Origin of the sequence: Arthrobacter woluwensis (assembly GCF_900105345.1) — a bacterium.
Lineage (GTDB): Bacteria > Actinomycetota > Actinomycetes > Actinomycetales > Micrococcaceae > Arthrobacter_E > Arthrobacter_E woluwensis.
In genome coordinates this window covers 203402-221333 of record NZ_FNSN01000003.1, presented here as the reverse complement: position 1 = coordinate 221333, position 17932 = coordinate 203402, and the positions used below count along the sequence as shown (strand labels likewise).

The following is a 17932-nucleotide window of genomic DNA, read 5'->3' as shown; positions in this document are numbered from 1 at the left end:
AAGGCGGGGAAGTGAAGTGTCGTGCGGGAAAGGGCTGGGCGGGGACGCCGGACTCAGGTGGTGTAGAGGTCCAGGTCCTGCCAGAACTGCGAGGTTCTTTCGATGCCGGCTTTGACGCGCTCGGGTTCGCGCGCTTCCATGCCGGCGAGCAGGCCGTACGCCACGGATGTGGAGGCGGTGGCCGACTGGAAGGCATAGACGCCTTCGGACGGGACGAGCAGCAGGTGGTGGCTCGCCTTGGCAAGATCGGTGGACTTGAGGTCCGTGACGGCCACCACCGTGGCGCCCGCCTGATGGGCGAGCTGGGCGGCGACCGTGAGGTGCTTGAGGGGGCGCCACAGGTGGAACACCACCAGGACGTCCCCGGGTCCGAGCGAGCTGACGAGCGAGGCCAGGTGCACTCCGGCGCGGCCTTCGAACGTCACGGGATAGCCCATGGTCGCGGCCAGGTGGGAGAACACGACGGCGGCTCCCGAGTAGGAGCCCTGCGCGACGACGGCGATGCGGCGGGCGCCGCAGAGGGCGGCCACGGCGTCGTCGGCGGCCTGGGGGTCCACGCTCTCCATGGCGAGCCGGAGGTTCTCCGCGTCGTGGGCCAGCGAATCGTGGATGGGTGAGCGGACCTCCACGCGGTGCGACAGCGGCGCGGTGTTGGCGATGTGCACGAGGTACCGGGCGCGGAGTTCGCGCTGGAGATCCGGCCAGCCGCGGTAGCCGAGCGCCTGGGCGGTCCGGACCACGCTGGAGCTGTTGACTCCGGCGCGGTTGGCCACCTCGGTGACGTCGCCGTAGGACGCGAGTTTCGGGTTGACCGTCAGCGCGTCCACCACGCGGGCCTGGGCCTTGGTGAGCTTGAGGGGCGGGATGGCGTCGCCGAGCCATTGCTGTCCGACGACGGCGGTGGCGTCCTCGGATTCCGGGGTGCCGGTGGGCTGGGTCTGAGTCATCGCCACCTCCTTCGCGCTTGTGATGCTCGTCTCATTTGCAATTGTATGTGCAGATTGCCGCTTCTGCACAAGTTTTTGCAGAACAAGATGGACGGCTTGTTTCGAGGCGGCAGAGAGTGGCGGTGAAGGGCCGCCGGGTCTCAGGATCCGGACAGATCGTGCCAGAGCAGTGCGACCGTGAGGGAGGCCCGCGATTCCGGGTCGTCCAGAGGAAGTCCGAGGAGACTCTGCAGGCTTTTCACGTGAGCGTACAGGGCCTGGCGGCTCACGTTCCGCGCCTTGGCCAGGGACGTCATGTTGCCGCTGTGCGCCAGGTAGTCCCGCAGCAGCCGGAGGGTGTGCGCTTGCCCAGGGTCCAGTAAGGGTCCGAGTTCCGCCTGAGCGAAGGATTTCACCCGGGAGTCGTCCTGGAGGAGGGCGAGGAGGCCGCGGAGCCGGATGTCCGCGAACCGATAGAAGGGCAGATGGCGCGAGCCCAGGGTGGCCGCCGTCTCGGCCACCTGATCGGCGGCATCCAGGCCGCGGGCCGCGGCGACCAGGGACCGTTCCGCCCGGCCTGCTCCCAGCGTCCAGCGGAAACCCGCGAGCTGGGGCGCCGCGGCCAGCCGGTGCAGCGCGGAGTCCTCCAGTTCCAGGGCCGCGAGCGGGAGGAGGATCGCCACGGACCCGGCGTGCAGACTCGACGCGAGCACCGACTGCCGCGTGCTCTGCGCCCAGGCCTGGAGAGCGTCGAGGAAGGCGCGCTCGCGGAGCTGCACCTCCGTGGCGTCGGGGGTGTCCGGGGCCGACGCCGCCTCCGCGGTCGCGGCGCGCGTCCCGCTTGTCCCGTCCGTTCCGGCCTTCCCCTCGGCCTCCAGGCGGGCGACCAGCGGCACGTAGGCCGCTCCCCGGGACAGCCCGAGGGCGGAGGCCCGTGCCAGCGCTTCCTGCTCGTCCGGCGGCGTCGCCTGGCGGAGGTCCTGGATGAGGCCTGAGCGTGCCTGGAAGAGCACCTCCCGTCGATCTCGGCCGGCCATGCGGGCCATGGTGAGCGCCTGGCCGGCTCGTTCGAGGACCTGGAAGGCGTCGGCGAAGTCCCGGCCCGAGCCGTCCCCGTCCGGGCCGCCCGCTTCCTCCGACGCGGAGTCCGGGACGAGCTCGGGCGCCACGAGCCGGCCCCAGCGCTGCCCCGTGAGGCCCACCGGCGTCTGCAGCCAGCGGTCCCCGCCCGTGCCGAATCCCGTCTGGTTGCGGTACCCGACGAAACGGGACCGCTCGGCCCAGCCGTCCAGCAGCCGTGCCGGGTCGCGGTCGCGTGCCGAGTAGCTGAGCACCAGGTGGGCCGGATCCTCGAAGACCACGGGACTGTCCAGGAGGGCCGCGGTGGCTTCCACGATCCTGCTCTCGCCGGCGTTCTCCAGGCTCAGGGCCGTGAACACCTCATGGACGTGGCGGGCTCGTTCGAGGCGCCGGACCTGGTGGTCCATCAGGGCGCGGTGAGCCTCCTCGGTCACCTGGACGAAGCGCACGCGGCGGGTGAGGAGGATCAGCGGGCAGTTCACGGCTTCGGCGGCGGCGCGGAGGTGCGCCGCCGCGCGCGAGTCGGGGGCGCCGTCGTCGTCCACCAGTTCGACCGCGACGGCGGCCGCCCCCGCCGCCTGGTACCGCTCCAGGAAGGTGCGGGTCAGGTCCGCCGAACGACGGAAGGCGAGGCCGGTGGTGAGCACGAGCTCGCCGCCCTCGAGCAGTGAGCTGGCCTCCGCCTCCTCGGCGATGTGCACCCAGCGGACCGGGGAGTCGAGGCCCGCCTCGCCCGCCAGCACCTCCGGCGCGCCGGCCTGCAGGGCATCCAGGTCCAGGGCGTCCCGCACGGTGAGGGGCCGCTGAAAAGGGAAGGAGGCCGGGATCATGGACACAGTGTATGTTTTTCCGCTGAATGCGCGACAGTATGTCTCGTGTGCGAGGTGGGTTCCCGGCGCAGGATGATCCCAGGACATTCCCTGAAAGGACCACCATGCAGAACATCACGCACTGGATCAACGGCAAGCCGGTCGAGGTCGACGGCAGCCGCTTCGGCGACGTCACCAACCCCGCCACGGGCAAGATCACCGGCCGCGTCGCGCTCGCGAGCAAGGCCACCACCGACGAGGCCGTGGCCGCCGCGGCCGCCGCCTTCCCGGGCTGGCGCGACACCTCCCTGGCCCGCCGTGTACAGGTGCTCTTCGCCTTCCGCGAGCTCCTGAACGCCCGCAAGTCCGAACTGGCCGCGATCATCACGGCCGAGCACGGCAAGGTCCTCGAGGACGCCCTGGGGGAGATCGCCCGAGGCCAGGAAGTCGTGGAGTTTGCCTGCGGCATCCCGCACCTGCTCAAGGGCGGCTACACCGAGAGCGCCTCCACCAAGGTGGACGTCCACTCCCTGCGGCAGCCCCTGGGTGTCGCCGCGATCATCTCCCCCTTCAACTTCCCGGCGATGGTGCCCATGTGGTTCTTCCCGGTCGCGATCGCCGCCGGCAACACCGTGGTGATCAAGCCCAGCGAGAAGGATCCGACCGCCGCCAACTGGCTCGCCTCCCTCTGGAAGGAAGCCGGGCTTCCGGACGGCGTGTTCAACGTCCTGCACGGTGACAAGGAAGCTGTCGATGCCCTGCTGGACTCCCCGGAGGTCTCGGCCGTCTCCTTCGTCGGCTCCACCCCGATCGCCCGCTACGTCTACGAGCGCGGCACCGCCACCGGCAAGCGCGTCCAGGCCCTCGGCGGCGCGAAGAACCACATGCTCGTCCTGCCGGACGCCGATCTGAACCTCGCCGCCGACGCCGCGGTGAACGCCGGCTTCGGCGCCGCCGGTGAACGCTGCATGGCCATCTCCGCCGTGGTCGCCGTGGACGCGATCGCGGACGAACTCGTGGCCAAGATCGCCGAGCGCACCCGTACCCTGCGGATCGGCGACGGCACCCGCGGCTGCGACATGGGACCGCTCATCACCGCGGCCCACCGCGACAAGGTGGCCGGCTACATCGACGCCGGCATCGAACAGGGCGCCACCGTGGTCCTGGACGGCCGCCACCCCAGCCCCGACGCGGAGGGCGACGGCTTCTTCCTCAACCCGACCCTCTTCGACAACGTCACCCCGGACATGACCATCTACCAGGATGAGATCTTCGGCCCCGTCCTGTCCGTAGTCCGCGTCCCCGGCTTCGACGAGGGCCTGGACCTCATCAACTCCAACCCCTACGGCAACGGCACGGCCATCTTCACCAACGACGGCGGGGCGGCGCGCCGCTTCGAGAACGAGGTCACCGTGGGCATGGTCGGCATCAACGTGCCGATCCCCGTGCCGATGGCCTACTACTCCTTCGGCGGCTGGAAGAACTCCCTCTTCGGTGACACCCACGCCTACGGGGCCGACGGCGTGCACTTCTTCACCCGCGGCAAGGTGGTGACCACGCGCTGGCAGGACCCCAGCCACGGCGGGCTCAACCTCGGTTTCCCCACCAACTCCTGAGCCGTCCCGGGCTCCCCGCGGCTGCGGGGAGCCCGGCGGCCGGGTGGCGGCCCGCCCGGGTGGGCGCGCCGTCGTCGTGCATTCCCTTCAGATTCACCCTCACACGCAAAGGACCCTCTCATGAGCCTCGAGACGCTCCCCGGCACGGAGACCATCCCACCCACCGCCGAAGAGATCGAAGCCGGACGCCGCGCCCACGAACTGGACCGCGCACACGTCTTCCACTCCTGGTCCGCCCAGGACACCCTCAACCCCCTGACGATCCTCAAGGCGGCGGGCTCCGAGATCTGGGACGGGGAGGGCAGGCGCCTGATCGACCTCTCCAGCCAGCTGGTCAACACGAACATCGGGCATCAGCACCCCCGCGTGGTGGCCGCCATCCACGCCCAGGCCGGCAAGCTCTGCACCATCGCGCCGCAGCACGTGAACGAAGCCCGTTCCGAGGCGGCCCGGCTCGTCACCGAGCTGGCGCCCGAGGGTCTGAACCACGTGTTCTTCACCAACGGCGGTGCGGACGCCAATGAACACGCCATCCGCATGGCCCGCCTGCACACCGGCCGCCGCAAGGTGTTCTCGGCCTACCGCAGCTACCACGGCGGCACGGAGCTGGCCGTCAACGTCACCGGCGACCCGCGCCGTTTCCCCAACGACGCCGGCGACTCGGGCGTGGTGCACTTCCTCCCCGCCTACCTCTACCGCTCCTACTTCGGCTCCACGACCGAGGCCGAGGAGACCGAGCGCGCACTCCGGCACCTGGAGGACATGATCCTTCTGGAAGGCGCCGCGAATGTCGCCGCCGTCATCCTGGAGTCAGTCCCCGGCACGGCGGGCATCTACGGGCCGCCCGCGGGATATCTGGAAGGCGTGCGGGAACTGACCCGCAAGCACGGGATCCTGTTCATCGCGGATGAGGTCATGGCCGGATTCGGCCGCACCGGGGAATGGTTCGCGATCGACCGCTGGGGCATCACCCCGGACCTCATCACCTTCGCCAAGGGCGTCAACTCGGGCTACGTTCCGCTCGGTGGCGTGATCATCTCCGACGAGGTGTTCGGCACCTTCCGCCAGCGCGTGTACCCGGGCGGCCTGACCTACTCCGGTCACCCCCTGGCCTGCGCCGCGGCCGTGGCGACCATCGAGACCATGCGGGAAGAGGGCATGGTGGAGAACGCCCGTCGTCTGGGCGAGGAGATCATCGGCCCGGCTCTGGAAGCGTTCAAGGAGAAGCACCCGAGCGTGGGCGACGTCCGTGGCTCCGGCGTCTTCTGGGCGATCGAGCTGGTGTGGGACCGCGAGACCCGTGAGCCTCTGGCGGCCTACGGTGGATCCAGCCCCGAGATGAACGCCGTGATCGCGGAGATCAAGGCCGGGGGCGTGCTGCCCTTCGCCAACTTCAACCGCATCCACGTGGTCCCCGCGCTCAACATCCCGGACGAGCAGCTGCGGGAGGCGCTCGCCGTCATCGACCGCGCGCTGGACGTCGCCGATGCCGCGGTGGCCGCCCGCGCGTGACCGCCGGGTCTCCCACGCGCCTCCGGGCCTGCTGAGTAGGCTGGAGCCGAACGTTCGACGGCGCGCGGGAGCCGATGCGGCCCCCGACGGGAAGGGATGGACCGCATGAGGATTCTGCTGGTGGGTGCCGGTGGGCACGTGGGACGTGCGGCTCTGGAGGCGCTCCAGGGCCGGCATGAGGTGCTGGAGGCGTCCCGGAAGGGCGACATCCCCGTGGATCTGCGGGATGAGTCGTCCATCCGCGCGATGTACGAGAAAGCGGGAACGGTCGATGCCGTGATCTGCTGCACGGGCTCGGTGCCCTTCAAGCCGCTGGGGGAGCTGTCCGCCGAGGACTTCCGGTCAGGCTTCGAGGACAAGGTGCTCGGGCAGGTCAATGTCGTCCGTCTGGGGATGGACCGCGTGGCAGACCGCGGTTCCTTCACCCTCACTAGCGGTGTTCTGGCCCGCGAGGCGATCCTCACGGGCGCCGCGGCGTCCCTCGCCAACGGGGCCCTGGAGTCGTTCGTCCTGGCGGCCGCTCCGGAACTGCCCCGTGGCCTGCGCATCAATGCGGTGAGTCCGAGTGTCCTGGAGGCTGCTCCGGGGTACTTCGACTCCTTCCCCGGTTTCACCCGGATCCCGTCCGACGTACTGGGTCAGGCGTATGTGAAGTCCGTGGAAGGGATTCAGACGGGGCAGGTGTACGAACTCGGCTGAGCCGGGGACCGTCGACGACGGCGGGCGGCCCGGCGGCCGGTCCCCCGGGTGCTCCAGCGGTCGCCCCGCTCGGGGTCTCCGGGTCGGCTGCTGACTCCGGCGCCTCTGACTCGGCCCCCTCAGACCCCTCTGACTCCGCCCCCTCTGAGTCCGTGGCCGCGTCGTCGTGCGGGGCAGCCTCCGCGGCGCCGTCGACGGGCGACCCGGTGACCAGCCCGTCGTCGTGGACCTCGAGCCCGTCCCCGAGGGGCAGCGCCAGCTGACCGCTGACCCCGGCGCGGGAGGTTCCGGCCGGGCGAGCGCCGAGTTCCTGCAGGGTGCGGACCAGCGCCGCGCGCGCATCCTGGCCGCTGTCGGGGCCGCACAGGGCATCGAGCGCTCCGGCTTCGGCGAGCTTCCTGACGGTCGCGCGGGAGAGGCCGGCCCGGGTGAACAGTTCGTCCACCGTGCGGTAGGGCCGGGCATCCATCAGGCGTTTCCGCTCGGCGGCCGACACCCCCGGCACGTCACGCAGGCCCGGGCGCAGCCCGCTGCCGCCTGGTCCGCTGGTCCCGGGTGCGAATCCGTCGGATGTCGCCCGGTCACCCTCCACCTCGCACTCCTCGGAACTCCGGTTCACATCGAGGGGCAGCACGGGAATCCCCAGGCGTCTGGCTTCGGCTCGGAGCAGGTGACGCGGTGCTCCGTCCGTCGGAGAGTCCCAGCACGCGGCGATGAACGCCGCAGGATGGCGGGTCCTGAGCCAGGCCACGTGGTGCGCGGCCATCGCCCCCGCGGGATCGGTGAAAGGAGTCGTCCCCTGCTCGGCTCCGGTGACTGCAAAGGCCGTCTCCCCGGGTTCCATCTGTTCCGCGGTGAGACCGGCCGAGGTCTCCTCGGTCCGAAGTTCCTGGGATGCCGGTTCCCGGTGCGTCAGTTTCCGGAGGGTTCGGGCGATGACGGTCTGCGTCGCCGATTCCCGCAGCGTGACCCGCAGCGCTCCCCAGTGGGCCAGGTCATCGGGTGCGTACTGGCTGAGTGGCAAGCCCGAGCCGCCCGGCTGGGTCGGGATGCGGTGCAGGAGCGACGGGTCTCCGAAGAGCAGCCCGGAGCTCCGCCGGGAGAGTCCGCCGGGAAGCGTGCCGGAGGGGTCGGAACTCCCGAGCAGCGACTCCACCGCGTCTCCGGGCAGTACGGGGGTGTGGGGCAGCGCGGGGGCCCCGGGCAGCGCCCTGGCCTCGGACTGCGCCCTGGCCTCGGACTGCGCCTTCGCGGCGGGCGCAGAGCCCAGGAGGCACACACGGCCCTTGCCGAAGCGCCGCGCCAAGGCCCGGTGAACCTCCCGCAGCCTGCCCGATTCCAGATCCAGCTCGATCCCCGGGAAGGGCGGGAGCTGCTCGGCGCCGTCGGAGCCCGCGCTCGCGTCGAGGAAGTCGGCACACGCCATTCCGTGGTCGAGTGGATTGACGGGCGTGATGCCCAGCAGATGGGCGGCAAGGCTCGCCGTCGCGGCGCCCCGGCCCTGCACCCGGATGCCGAGGCCGCTGATCGTCTGAGCGACGTCAGCGGCGGCGAGCAGAAACGACGCGGCGCCGCGGGATTCGACGACGGCGAGCTCGTGGTCCAGACGTGCGCGCAGTTCCGGCGTCGTCGCCTCATTCCGGCCCTCCCCGCTGCGCTCCAGGGCATCCCGGCATCGTGCGGCGAGTTCCGCGTCGGGGGACTGCGTGAGTCCGAGGACCGTCGGCTCGGGCAGTGACCATGAGCCCCAGCCCAGATCAAGGGCGGGATCGAGCCGGCAGGCCTCCGCCAGCTGCTCCGTGTCCTGGAGGAGGTGGGCCAGATCGTTCACCCGGAGATCGGCCGCATGACCGATCTCCCGGGCAGTCTGCTCCATGCCACGGAGGTCCTTGAGGTAGGCCTGGGCTCCTGCGACCTGCGCATGACCCGTACGGGTGGGAGGGGCTTCGCTGCTGGAATGAGCTGCGCTGCTGGAATGGCCTGCGCTGCTGGAATGATCGGCGCTGAGGGGTCGAGGTCCCGCACCACTGGTGGCGAGGCGGATCTCCGCCGCCGGGCGAGGGGGCGCGACGAGATGACGGACCGCATTGCTCAGAATCGCCGGCACGTGGTGCTCCCGGGCCAGTTTGAGCATCCGTGCCGCATGTGCGGTGGTGAACATGTGGCCCTGGGGTTCGTGATGGCTGACGACTTCCGCGGCGATCGTCCCGGTGGGCATGGCCGCGAGCCATTCCTTGAACAGGGTGCGGGGCCGGAGGTAGCGGGGCCCATGCATGGCCAGGCCGACGTCCGACTCCGGTCCGATCAGGACCGTCAGCACCGGCGAACCAGTCGCGGGGTCCACGGAACGGGAGGCCAGTTCCTGGCGCGTCACGCCCACCGGGACGGTGTTCCCCGCGCGGCCTGGGGTGTGCGCGTGAGCATCCGTGACCAGGCGGCAGAGCGCCGGATACCCGGAGCCCCCGCCCCGCGCCAGGACCACCACTCGGCCGGAGACGTGCCCCCGGCCGCCGTCGCCGTCCGGCTCGAGCACGGCGAGGTCCACGCCGAGAAGGGGGTACAGTCCGTGCGAGCGACAGGCGACGACGTGCTCGACGGCGCCGTACAGCCCGTCACGGTCGGTGCAGGCCAGGGCTGTCGCGCCGTGCCTGGCCGCGGCCTCCGCCAGCTCGTTGGGGGTGGCCGTGCCGTGCCCAGGGGTGAAGGCCGTGGCGACGTGCAGATGGGTGAAGCTCATGGCTGGTGGGTTCCGCCCGCGGCTCAGACCGTCTGCGTGAAGTCCGCGTAGAGAACGGTGCCGGATCGCTCCCCGGCATCCGCGGAGTCCTCACGGTCCAGCAACGGCGCATCGTGGACCTTGATCAGGCGCCACTGGTCCGGTTCGGTGTAGTGGGCGAGGTCCAGCGTCAATTCCTGGCCGTTCAGGTCCCTCACCAGCTGGACCCGCCAGATCTCGTAATCCACCAGGTCCCCGCTGTGTCCGCAGCCCGCCCGGCTGTCCTCGGCCCATCGGGCCTTGCGGGTGTACCAGCGGCTGGGGATCTGGCATACCCGGTACTCCCGCCCGTCATAGGACACGAAGGCCGGAATGTTCCCCGTGGAGCAGATGACGTTCAGGCGCTGGGTGAAGGAGCCCATGGTGTACCTCCGTGGTGGACCGGGACGGACGATGCGCCCTGGCCCCAGAGGCGCACCTTCGAATGTATGTTCGAATGAAGCCAGTCTACGTCAGCCCCACTGACATTAATTCCCGCACCCCGGACGTCACCCCGTCCGCCTCGGACACGTCAGCCGATCGTGAAACCGCCGTTGCTGTGCAGCAGCTGTCCATTGATCCAGGAGCCCGCGTCCGAGAACAGGAAACGCACCAGGTTCGCCGTGTCCTGGGCGGTTCCGAGCCGTCCCGCCGCGGTCTCCCTGAGGCACCATGCGCGCACCTCGTCACTCATCCATCCCGTGTCGACAGGGCCGGGATTGATGACATTGGCCCGCACGCCGCGGTCCGCGAGCTCGGTGGCCGCCGCGATCACGATGCGGTCCAGGGCCCCCTTGCTGGCGCCGTAGGGGAGGTTGTAGGCCACGTGATCACTCGTCAGCGCGACGATCCTGGCCTCCGCCCGCCCGGGTTCCTCGACCACCGGCAGCCGGTCGGCGAACGCTTTGATGAGAAGCCAGGAGGCCCGTGCGTTGACGGCGAAGTGCCGGTCCCAGCTCTCCAGCCCGGTGTCGAGAAAGGCGCTGTCCACCGACTCGCAGTGGGACATCACCAGCCCTGTCAGCGGGCCGAGCCGGTCGGCTGCATCCCCGATGAGGGCTGACGGCGTCTCCGGGTCGGCGAGGTCCCCGGGAAGCAGCTCGACGGCGGCGCCCAGCGCACGGCACTCCTCGGCGACGGCGGCCGGGGCGTCGGCGTCGCGCTCCAATCCGAGCCGCTCGTTGTAGGGGGTCCAGTAGTTGAGGGCCAGATCCCACCCTTCTTCGGCCAGGGCGACGGCCAAGGCGGCACCGATCGACTGCCGCCGTCCGACGCCGGTGACCAGGGCGATGGGACGCTGTTCTCTGTTCATGCCCCGACTCTAGGGGGCGCCCCGCGCGGTGGCCACCCTTGGATTCCGGAGATACGGCTCTGTCGTCCTGAGCGGGTCTTTCGCTTCGTCAGTCCGACGGTTCCGAGAGCGACGCGATCAGTTCCTCGACCCGCGCCCGGATCTCGTCGCGGATCGGCCGGACGGCGTCCACCCCTTGACCGGCCGGGTCCTCCAGCACCCAGTCCTCGTAGCGCTTGCCGGGGAAATAGGGGCAGCTGTCACCGCATCCCATGGTGATGACGACGTCGGAATCCCGGACGGCTTCGGTGGTGAGGACTTTCGGGATCTCCGCCGAGAGGTCGATCCCGATCTCCGACATGGCCTCGACAGCAGCGGGGTTGACGGCGTCAGCCGGCTGAGAGCCCGCGGAGCGCACCTCGATGGCGCCCCGCGAGAGATGGGTCAGGAAGGCCGCTGCCATCTGGGACCGCCCCGCGTTGTGGACACAGACGAAGAGCACGGACGGACGGGCGGCGCTCGCAGGCGAGGTCATGACGGGATTCCTTGATGTCGGGACGGGAGGTCTGGGTGGTGGGGAGAGTGCGGACGACGACGGCGGAGGCCGGGTGCCTCAGAACAGTGACCCCGACTCCCGCAGCAGGGCGGGGGAGTTGTTGCGGACGTTCCCCACCGCGGGATCCGCGCGGTCCAGAACCCAGTGCGACGCCTGCTCGTGCCCTCCGGCCCGGACGGCCTCGAGTAATCCCGCGCCGTCGTGTTCGGAGGGGTTGAGCCACTCGGCCAGCGAATCCCGGCCCAGCGCGAGGGGCAGGCGATCATGGAGCCGGCCGAGTTCCGCCAGTACGGGCACCTCATGGTCGGGTGCAGGTGCAGCCATCGTCAGGATGGAGGTGGACAGCAGCCAGGCGTCGGGCGCCCCTTCCTCCTTGCCCGGATCCCTCCACCATTCGTAGAGCCCGGCGAAGGCCAGCAGGCTCCCATCCGCAGGGTGGACGTAAAAGGGCTGTTTAGCCGCCCCCGTTCCTTTGAGCCATTCGAAATACCCCTCGGCGGGCACCGCGCACCGACGGGCCTTGAGCGCCGAACGGAAGGTCGGCTTCTCGGCGGCGGTCTCACTGCGCGCATTGAAGGAACGGACGCCCACGGATTCATCCTTGGCCCAGCGTGGAACCAGACCCCAGTGAGCGATGTGCAGTCGGCGCCGGAGTTCGCCGTCGACCAACCGCTCCAGCACGATGGGCACATCGCTGGTGGGTGGGATGTTCCATGACGGAGGAAACGGCCGGTCCTCAGCGAAATGGTCGGCCTCGAACTCCGCGGCGAGGTCCTCCGCGCTCTGAGCCATGACATAGCGTCCGCACATAGGCCCAGCATAGGTCCGCCCCGGAGGAACTGCGCTCGCCGGCTTCTGCAGGTGGTCGGACTCCGTGCCGGACGGCCCGCAGCCACCGCAGCGTCCCCGATTTGTGCTCGGTCCGGCGGATGTGTAGAGTAGATCGGGTTGCCGGGCCGGTTGTGCTGGTTCTGGTGGCGGTCTTCGATTCTCATTCCTTTGATTTCATTCACCATTTTCGGGTGCTTTTTTGTGGTGCCTTTGGTGTTTGTTTTTGTGAATTCGAATTCTGGTTGGATGGTTTATCCGGCCGGGGAGCGGATTTGCGAAAGGGAAAGCTGATGGGTTAGGATTGAAGGGTTGCGGCGGGAAAGCCTGGAGGAATTGCTCCGGTGAGTATCGCAGAGCAGTCTGTTGTTTGAGAACTCAATAGTGTGTCATGTTTTTTTGATACCAATGTTTTTTTGGTAATCACTGATTTCACCGCCCCTGTGGTGGATTGGTGTTTGCTGGGTTTTGAATTTCTTTTTGGAGAGTTTGATCCTGGCTCAGGATGAACGCTGGCGGCGTGCTTAACACATGCAAGTCGAACGATGAAGCCTAGCTTGCTGGGTGGATTAGTGGCGAACGGGTGAGTAACACGTGAGTAACCTGCCCTTGACTCTGGGATAAGCCTGGGAAACTGGGTCTAATACCGGATACGACCATTGCCCGCATGGGTTGGTGGTGGAAAGCTTTTGTGGTTTTGGATGGACTCGCGGCCTATCAGCTTGTTGGTGAGGTAATGGCTCACCAAGGCGACGACGGGTAGCCGGCCTGAGAGGGTGACCGGCCACACTGGGACTGAGACACGGCCCAGACTCCTACGGGAGGCAGCAGTGGGGAATATTGCACAATGGGCGAAAGCCTGATGCAGCGACGCCGCGTGAGGGATGACGGCCTTCGGGTTGTAAACCTCTTTCAGTAGGGAAGAAGCGAAAGTGACGGTACCTGCAGAAGAAGCGCCGGCTAACTACGTGCCAGCAGCCGCGGTAATACGTAGGGCGCAAGCGTTATCCGGAATTATTGGGCGTAAAGAGCTCGTAGGCGGTTTGTCGCGTCTGCTGTGAAAGGCCAGGGCTCAACCCTGGTTCTGCAGTGGGTACGGGCAGACTTGAGTGATGTAGGGGAGACTGGAATTCCTGGTGTAGCGGTGAAATGCGCAGATATCAGGAGGAACACCGATGGCGAAGGCAGGTCTCTGGGCATTAACTGACGCTGAGGAGCGAAAGCATGGGGAGCGAACAGGATTAGATACCCTGGTAGTCCATGCCGTAAACGTTGGGCACTAGGTGTGGGGGACATTCCACGTTTTCCGCGCCGTAGCTAACGCATTAAGTGCCCCGCCTGGGGAGTACGGCCGCAAGGCTAAAACTCAAAGGAATTGACGGGGGCCCGCACAAGCGGCGGAGCATGCGGATTAATTCGATGCAACGCGAAGAACCTTACCAAGGCTTGACATGGACTGGATCGCATCAGAGATGGTGTTTCCCTTCGGGGCTGGTTCACAGGTGGTGCATGGTTGTCGTCAGCTCGTGTCGTGAGATGTTGGGTTAAGTCCCGCAACGAGCGCAACCCTCGTTCCATGTTGCCAGCGCGTAATGGCGGGGACTCATGGGAGACTGCCGGGGTCAACTCGGAGGAAGGTGGGGACGACGTCAAATCATCATGCCCCTTATGTCTTGGGCTTCACGCATGCTACAATGGCCGGTACAAAGGGTTGCGATACTGTGAGGTGGAGCTAATCCCAAAAAGCCGGTCTCAGTTCGGATTGGGGTCTGCAACTCGACCCCATGAAGTTGGAGTCGCTAGTAATCGCAGATCAGCAACGCTGCGGTGAATACGTTCCCGGGCCTTGTACACACCGCCCGTCAAGTCACGAAAGTTGGTAACACCCGAAGCCGGTGGCCTAACCCCTTGTGGGAGGGAGCTGTCGAAGGTGGGACTGGCGATTGGGACTAAGTCGTAACAAGGTAGCCGTACCGGAAGGTGCGGCTGGATCACCTCCTTTCTAAGGAGCAAACGAGATCATGGCCGCTTCCTGCATGGGTTGTGGTGGTGGTTGAGTGTAGAACCCGCCTGCCAGGGCGTTCGTTCCTGGGGTGTGGTGCTCATGGGTGGAATATCGAAAAAACACATCCTCGTGATGGTTGGTGGGTTCCTGTGAAACAAGGGGGCTTGCCGGCTGGGGGTGCGGTTCCTGTACGGGTGCTGTGATGCTGCGTTTTAGTACGCCGGCCGGTGACGGTTGGTTGGAACGGGTGTGGTGTTGTGGTGGTGCAGGGGTTGTTGACACACTGTTGGGTCCTGAAGCAACAGGCCCGTCGCATGTCTCCTTTGGGGGTGTGTGGTGGTTGTTGTTTCGTTTGGTTGCCCTGCTTCTGGAAGGCGTGCCCGGTTGGGTGTGTTGGATGGGGGTGTGGGGTTGTTGTTTGAGAACTGCATAGTGGACGCGAGCATCTTATAAGGCGAGCGTCATGGCCTGGGTGGCCTCCTTTTGGGGGGTTGTGTGGGTTGTGGTGTTTGTCTTGGTTTTTGTGTGGCCAAGTTTTTAAGGGCGCACGGTGAATGCCTTGGCATTAGGAGCCGATGAAGGACGTGGGAATCTGCGAAAAGCCTGGGGGAGTTGATAACCGAACTTTGATCCCAGGATGTCCGAATGGGGAAACCCGGCTGCCTGTTATGGGTAGTCACCCGCAGCTGAACGCATAGGCTGTGTGGAGGGAACGCGGGGAAGTGAAACATCTCAGTACCCGCAGGAAGAGAAAACAACATGTGATTCCGTGAGTAGTGGCGAGCGAAAGCGGATCAGGCTAAACCGGTCCATGTGTGATAGCCAGTGGGCGTTGCATGGTCGGGGTTGTGGGGTTGTTCCGTACCAGGGTCACTGACCTGGTCGGGTGTGAATGTGCTGGCGTAGATGAACGGCCTGGGATGGTCGACCATAGAGGGTGAGAGTCCCGTAATTGTCGCGTTGATGCACCGCTCGAGGGATGATTCCCGAGTAGCACGGGGCCCGAGAAATCCCGTGTGAATCTGTCAGGACCACCTGATAAGCCTAAATACTACCTAATGACCGATAGCGGACCAGTACCGTGAGGGAAAGGTGAAAAGTACCCCGGGAGGGGAGTGAAATAGTACCTGAAACCGTGTGCCTACAATCCGTCAGAGCAGGCTTGTACCTGTGATGGCGTGCCTTTTGAAGAATGAGCCTGCGAGTTAGTGTTACGTCGCGAGGTTAACCCGTGTGGGGAAGCCGTAGCGAAAGCGAGTCTGAATAGGGCGTTTGAGTGGCGTGATCTAGACCCGAAGCGAAGTGATCTACCCATGGCCAGGTTGAAGCGACGGTAAGACGTCGTGGAGGACCGAACCCACTTCAGTTGAAAATGGAGGGGATGAGCTGTGGGTAGGGGTGAAAGGCCAATCAAACTTCGTGATAGCTGGTTCTCCCCGAAATGCATTTAGGTGCAGCGTTGCGTGTTTCTTGCCGGAGGTAGAGCTACTGGATGGCCGATGGGCCCTACAAGGTTACTGACGTCAGCCAAACTCCGAATGCCGGTAAGTGAGAGCGCAGCAGTGAGACCGTGGGGGATAAGCTTCATGGTCGAGAGGGAAACAGCCCAGACCACCGACTAAGGCCCCTAAGCGTGTGCTAAGTGGGAAAGGATGTGGAGTTGCTTAGACAACCAGGAGGTTGGCTTAGAAGCAGCCACCCTTGAAAGAGTGCGTAATAGCTCACTGGTCAAGTGATTCCGCGCCGACAATGTAGCGGGGCTCAAGTACACCGCCGAAGTCGTGGATTTCAGATAGTAGACAAGCCTTCGTGGTTCAGTCGTCTGGAGTGGTAGGGGAGCGTCGTGTGGACGGTGAAGCCGCGGTGTAAACCAGTGGTGGAGACCACACGAGTGAGAATGCAGGCATGAGTAGCGAAAGACGGGTGAGAAACCCGTCCGCCGGATGATCAAGGGTTCCAGGGTCAAGCTAATCTGCCCTGGGTGAGTCGGGACCTAAGGCGAGGCCGACAGGCGTAGTCGATGGACAACGGGTTGATATTCCCGTACCGGCGAAGAACCGCCCATACTGAGCCCGGGATACTAACCACCCAATCCGCCTCCAGGAGCCTTCGGGCAAGTGGTGTGTGGTGAGGCTGGGAACTGATCGGGGGAGGTAAGCGTATTAACAGGTGTGACGCAGGAAGGTAGCTGAGCCGGGCGATGGTAGTCCCGGTCTAAGCAGGTAGGCCGTTCCCTAGGCAAATCCGGGGAACATGAAGGCTGAGACGTGATGGGACCCCACCTTGTGGGGGATTCAGTGATCCTATGCTGCCGAGAAAAGCATCGACGCGAGGTTCCAGCCGCCCGTACCCGAAACCGACACAGGTGATCAGGTAGAGAATACTAAGGCGATCGAGAGAATCATGGTTAAGGAACTCGGCAAAATGCCCCCGTAACTTCGGGAGAAGGGGGGCCCGGACTGTGAAGAGGACTTGCTCCTCGGAGCGGATAAGGGCCGCAGAGACCAGGGGGAAGCGACTGTTTACTAAAAACACAGGTCCGTGCGAAGTCGCAAGACGATGTATACGGACTGACTCCTGCCCGGTGCTGGAAGGTTAAGAGGACCGGTCAACACTTTGGTGTGAAGCCGGGAATTTAAGCCCCAGTAAACGGCGGTGGTAACTATAACCATCCTAAGGTAGCGAAATTCCTTGTCGGGTAAGTTCCGACCTGCACGAATGGAGTAACGACTTCCCTACTGTCTCAACCATGAACTCGGCGAAATTGCACTACGAGTAAAGATGCTCGTTACGCGCAGCAGGACGGAAAGACCCCGAGACCTTTACTATAGTTTGGTATTGGTGTTCGGAGTGGCTTGTGTAGGATAGGTGGGAGACTGTGAAGCGGACACGCCAGTGTTCGTGGAGTCATCGTTGAAATACCACTCTGGTCACTTTGGACATCTAACTTCGGCCCATGATCTGGGTCAGGGACAGTGCCTGATGGGTAGTTTAACTGGGGCGGTTGCCTCCTAAAAAGTAACGGAGGCGCCCAAAGGTTCCCTCAGCCTGGTTGGCAATCAGGTGTCGAGTGTAAGTGCACAAGGGAGCTTGACTGTGAGAGAGACATCTCGAGCAGGGACGAAAGTCGGGACTAGTGATCCGGCGGTACATTGTGGAATGGCCGTCGCTCAACGGATAAAAGGTACCTCGGGGATAACAGGCTGATCTTGCCCAAGAGTCCATATCGACGGCATGGTTTGGCACCTCGATGTCGGCTCGTCGCATCCTGGGGCTGGAGTAGGTCCCAAGGGTTGGGCTGTTCGCCCATTAAAGCGGTACGCGAGCTGGGTTTAGAACGTCGTGAGACAGTTCGGTCCCTATCCGCTGCGCGCGCAGGAAATTTGAGAAGGGCTGTCCTTAGTACGAGAGGACCGGGACGGACGAACCTCTGGTGTGTCAGTTGTACTGCCAAGTGCACCGCTGATTGGCTACGTTCGGATGGGATAACCGCTGAAAGCATCTAAGCGGGAAGCCCGCTTCAAGATAAGATTTCCATGACCCTTCGGGGTCGAGAGGCTCCCAGCAGACCACTGGGTTGATAGGCCGGACGTGGAAGCAGGGACTAACGACCTGTGAAGCTGACCGGTACTAATAAGCCGACAACCTGACCACACACCACACCCCCCGGGTGTGGGTGAAAGAACTGTGCTACGCGTCCACCATGCGGTCCCCAAACAACAAACCCACCAGTTTGACCCGAGGGAACCAGATAATTGAATAAGCAACACCACCACCCCCACAAGGGATCCACTGGTTGGTGTTGCGTGTCACGGAAACGATCCAGTGACCCTTACAAACCAACCCCCACCCCCT

General features: G+C 65.5%; 10 protein-coding genes and 2 rRNA genes. 5 read left to right on the top strand and 7 right to left on the bottom strand.

All coding sequences use genetic code 11. The features are described from left to right. Nucleotides 1-53: 53 nt before the first annotated feature. A complete protein-coding gene (locus BLV63_RS01630; RefSeq protein WP_066213187.1) occupies nt 54-947 on the bottom strand; it encodes a MurR/RpiR family transcriptional regulator in 894 nt (297 codons plus the stop codon). Between the two features lie 140 nt (nt 948-1087). After that, the gene (locus tag BLV63_RS01625) at nt 1088-2836 is read right to left on the bottom strand and encodes a PucR family transcriptional regulator (RefSeq protein ID WP_074784412.1); all 1749 of its coding nucleotides are present in this window, start codon (nt 2834-2836) and stop codon (nt 1088-1090) included. Nucleotides 2837-2940: 104 nt separating this feature from the next. On the opposite strand from BLV63_RS01625, the gene BLV63_RS01620 reads away from it, so the two are divergent. The 3 genes from BLV63_RS01620 (at nt 2941) to BLV63_RS01610 (ending at nt 6642) form a co-directional block, all read left to right on the top strand. After that, entirely contained in the window at nt 2941-4431 is a 1491-nt protein-coding gene (locus BLV63_RS01620; protein ID WP_066213181.1) for a CoA-acylating methylmalonate-semialdehyde dehydrogenase, read from the top strand. A gap of 120 nt (nt 4432-4551) precedes the next feature. Continuing rightward, nucleotides 4552-5943, top strand: a complete 1392-nt coding sequence (locus tag BLV63_RS01615; protein WP_066213178.1) for an aspartate aminotransferase family protein — start codon at nt 4552-4554, stop codon at nt 5941-5943. A 105-nt stretch (nt 5944-6048) separates the two neighbouring features. After that, nucleotides 6049-6642 (top strand): short chain dehydrogenase, encoded by a 594-nt coding sequence (locus tag BLV63_RS01610; protein ID WP_066214071.1) that lies wholly within the window; start codon nt 6049-6051, stop codon nt 6640-6642. Here the strand turns inward: BLV63_RS01610 and BLV63_RS01605 are convergent. The 5 genes from BLV63_RS01605 to BLV63_RS01585 all read right to left on the bottom strand — a co-directional run bounded on the left by BLV63_RS01605 (nt 6554) and on the right by BLV63_RS01585 (nt 12054). Beyond that, nucleotides 6554-9379 (bottom strand): PHP domain-containing protein, encoded by a 2826-nt coding sequence (locus BLV63_RS01605; protein ID WP_066213175.1) that lies wholly within the window; start codon nt 9377-9379, stop codon nt 6554-6556. The genes BLV63_RS01610 and BLV63_RS01605 overlap by 89 nt on opposite strands. A gap of 23 nt (nt 9380-9402) precedes the next feature. Continuing rightward, nucleotides 9403-9780: a hypothetical protein gene (locus BLV63_RS01600; RefSeq protein WP_066213165.1), complete on the bottom strand. Its 378-nt coding sequence runs from the start codon at nt 9778-9780 to the stop codon at nt 9403-9405. 149 nt (nt 9781-9929) lie between these two features. Continuing rightward, nucleotides 9930-10709 (bottom strand): SDR family oxidoreductase, encoded by a 780-nt coding sequence (locus BLV63_RS01595; RefSeq protein WP_066213161.1) that lies wholly within the window; start codon nt 10707-10709, stop codon nt 9930-9932. 88 nt (nt 10710-10797) lie between these two features. Then, complete coding sequence (locus BLV63_RS01590) at nt 10798-11223, bottom strand: arsenate reductase ArsC (protein ID WP_066213158.1); 426 nt, start codon at nt 11221-11223, stop codon at nt 10798-10800. 78 nt (nt 11224-11301) lie between these two features. Beyond that, nucleotides 11302-12054, bottom strand: a complete 753-nt coding sequence (locus BLV63_RS01585; protein WP_074783930.1) for an SOS response-associated peptidase — start codon at nt 12052-12054, stop codon at nt 11302-11304. Between the two features lie 495 nt (nt 12055-12549). Between BLV63_RS01585 and BLV63_RS01580 the strand changes: the two genes are divergently transcribed. Beyond that, nucleotides 12550-14074 (top strand): 16S ribosomal RNA (locus tag BLV63_RS01580). A 530-nt stretch (nt 14075-14604) separates the two neighbouring features. Beyond that, nucleotides 14605-17731, top strand: a 23S ribosomal RNA gene (locus BLV63_RS01575). Together the 16S and 23S rRNA genes form the textbook arrangement of a ribosomal RNA operon. Nucleotides 17732-17932 lie beyond the last annotated feature (201 nt).

Coding starts and splice junctions, on each gene's coding strand:
- BLV63_RS01615 (WP_066213178.1), top strand. CDS start 4,552: ATGAGCCTCGAGACGCTCCCCGGCACGGAGACCATCCCACCCACCGCC.
- BLV63_RS01610 (WP_066214071.1), top strand. CDS start 6,049: ATGAGGATTCTGCTGGTGGGTGCCGGTGGGCACGTGGGACGTGCGGCT.
- BLV63_RS01620 (WP_066213181.1), top strand. CDS start 2,941: ATGCAGAACATCACGCACTGGATCAACGGCAAGCCGGTCGAGGTCGAC.
- BLV63_RS01605 (WP_066213175.1), bottom strand. CDS start 9,379: ATGAGCTTCACCCATCTGCACGTCGCCACGGCCTTCACCCCTGGGCAC.
- BLV63_RS01585 (WP_074783930.1), bottom strand. CDS start 12,054: ATGTGCGGACGCTATGTCATGGCTCAGAGCGCGGAGGACCTCGCCGCG.
- BLV63_RS01590 (WP_066213158.1), bottom strand. CDS start 11,223: ATGACCTCGCCTGCGAGCGCCGCCCGTCCGTCCGTGCTCTTCGTCTGT.
- BLV63_RS01595 (WP_066213161.1), bottom strand. CDS start 10,709: ATGAACAGAGAACAGCGTCCCATCGCCCTGGTCACCGGCGTCGGACGG.
- BLV63_RS01625 (WP_074784412.1), bottom strand. CDS start 2,836: ATGATCCCGGCCTCCTTCCCTTTTCAGCGGCCCCTCACCGTGCGGGAC.
- BLV63_RS01600 (WP_066213165.1), bottom strand. CDS start 9,780: ATGGGCTCCTTCACCCAGCGCCTGAACGTCATCTGCTCCACGGGGAAC.
- BLV63_RS01630 (WP_066213187.1), bottom strand. CDS start 947: ATGACTCAGACCCAGCCCACCGGCACCCCGGAATCCGAGGACGCCACC.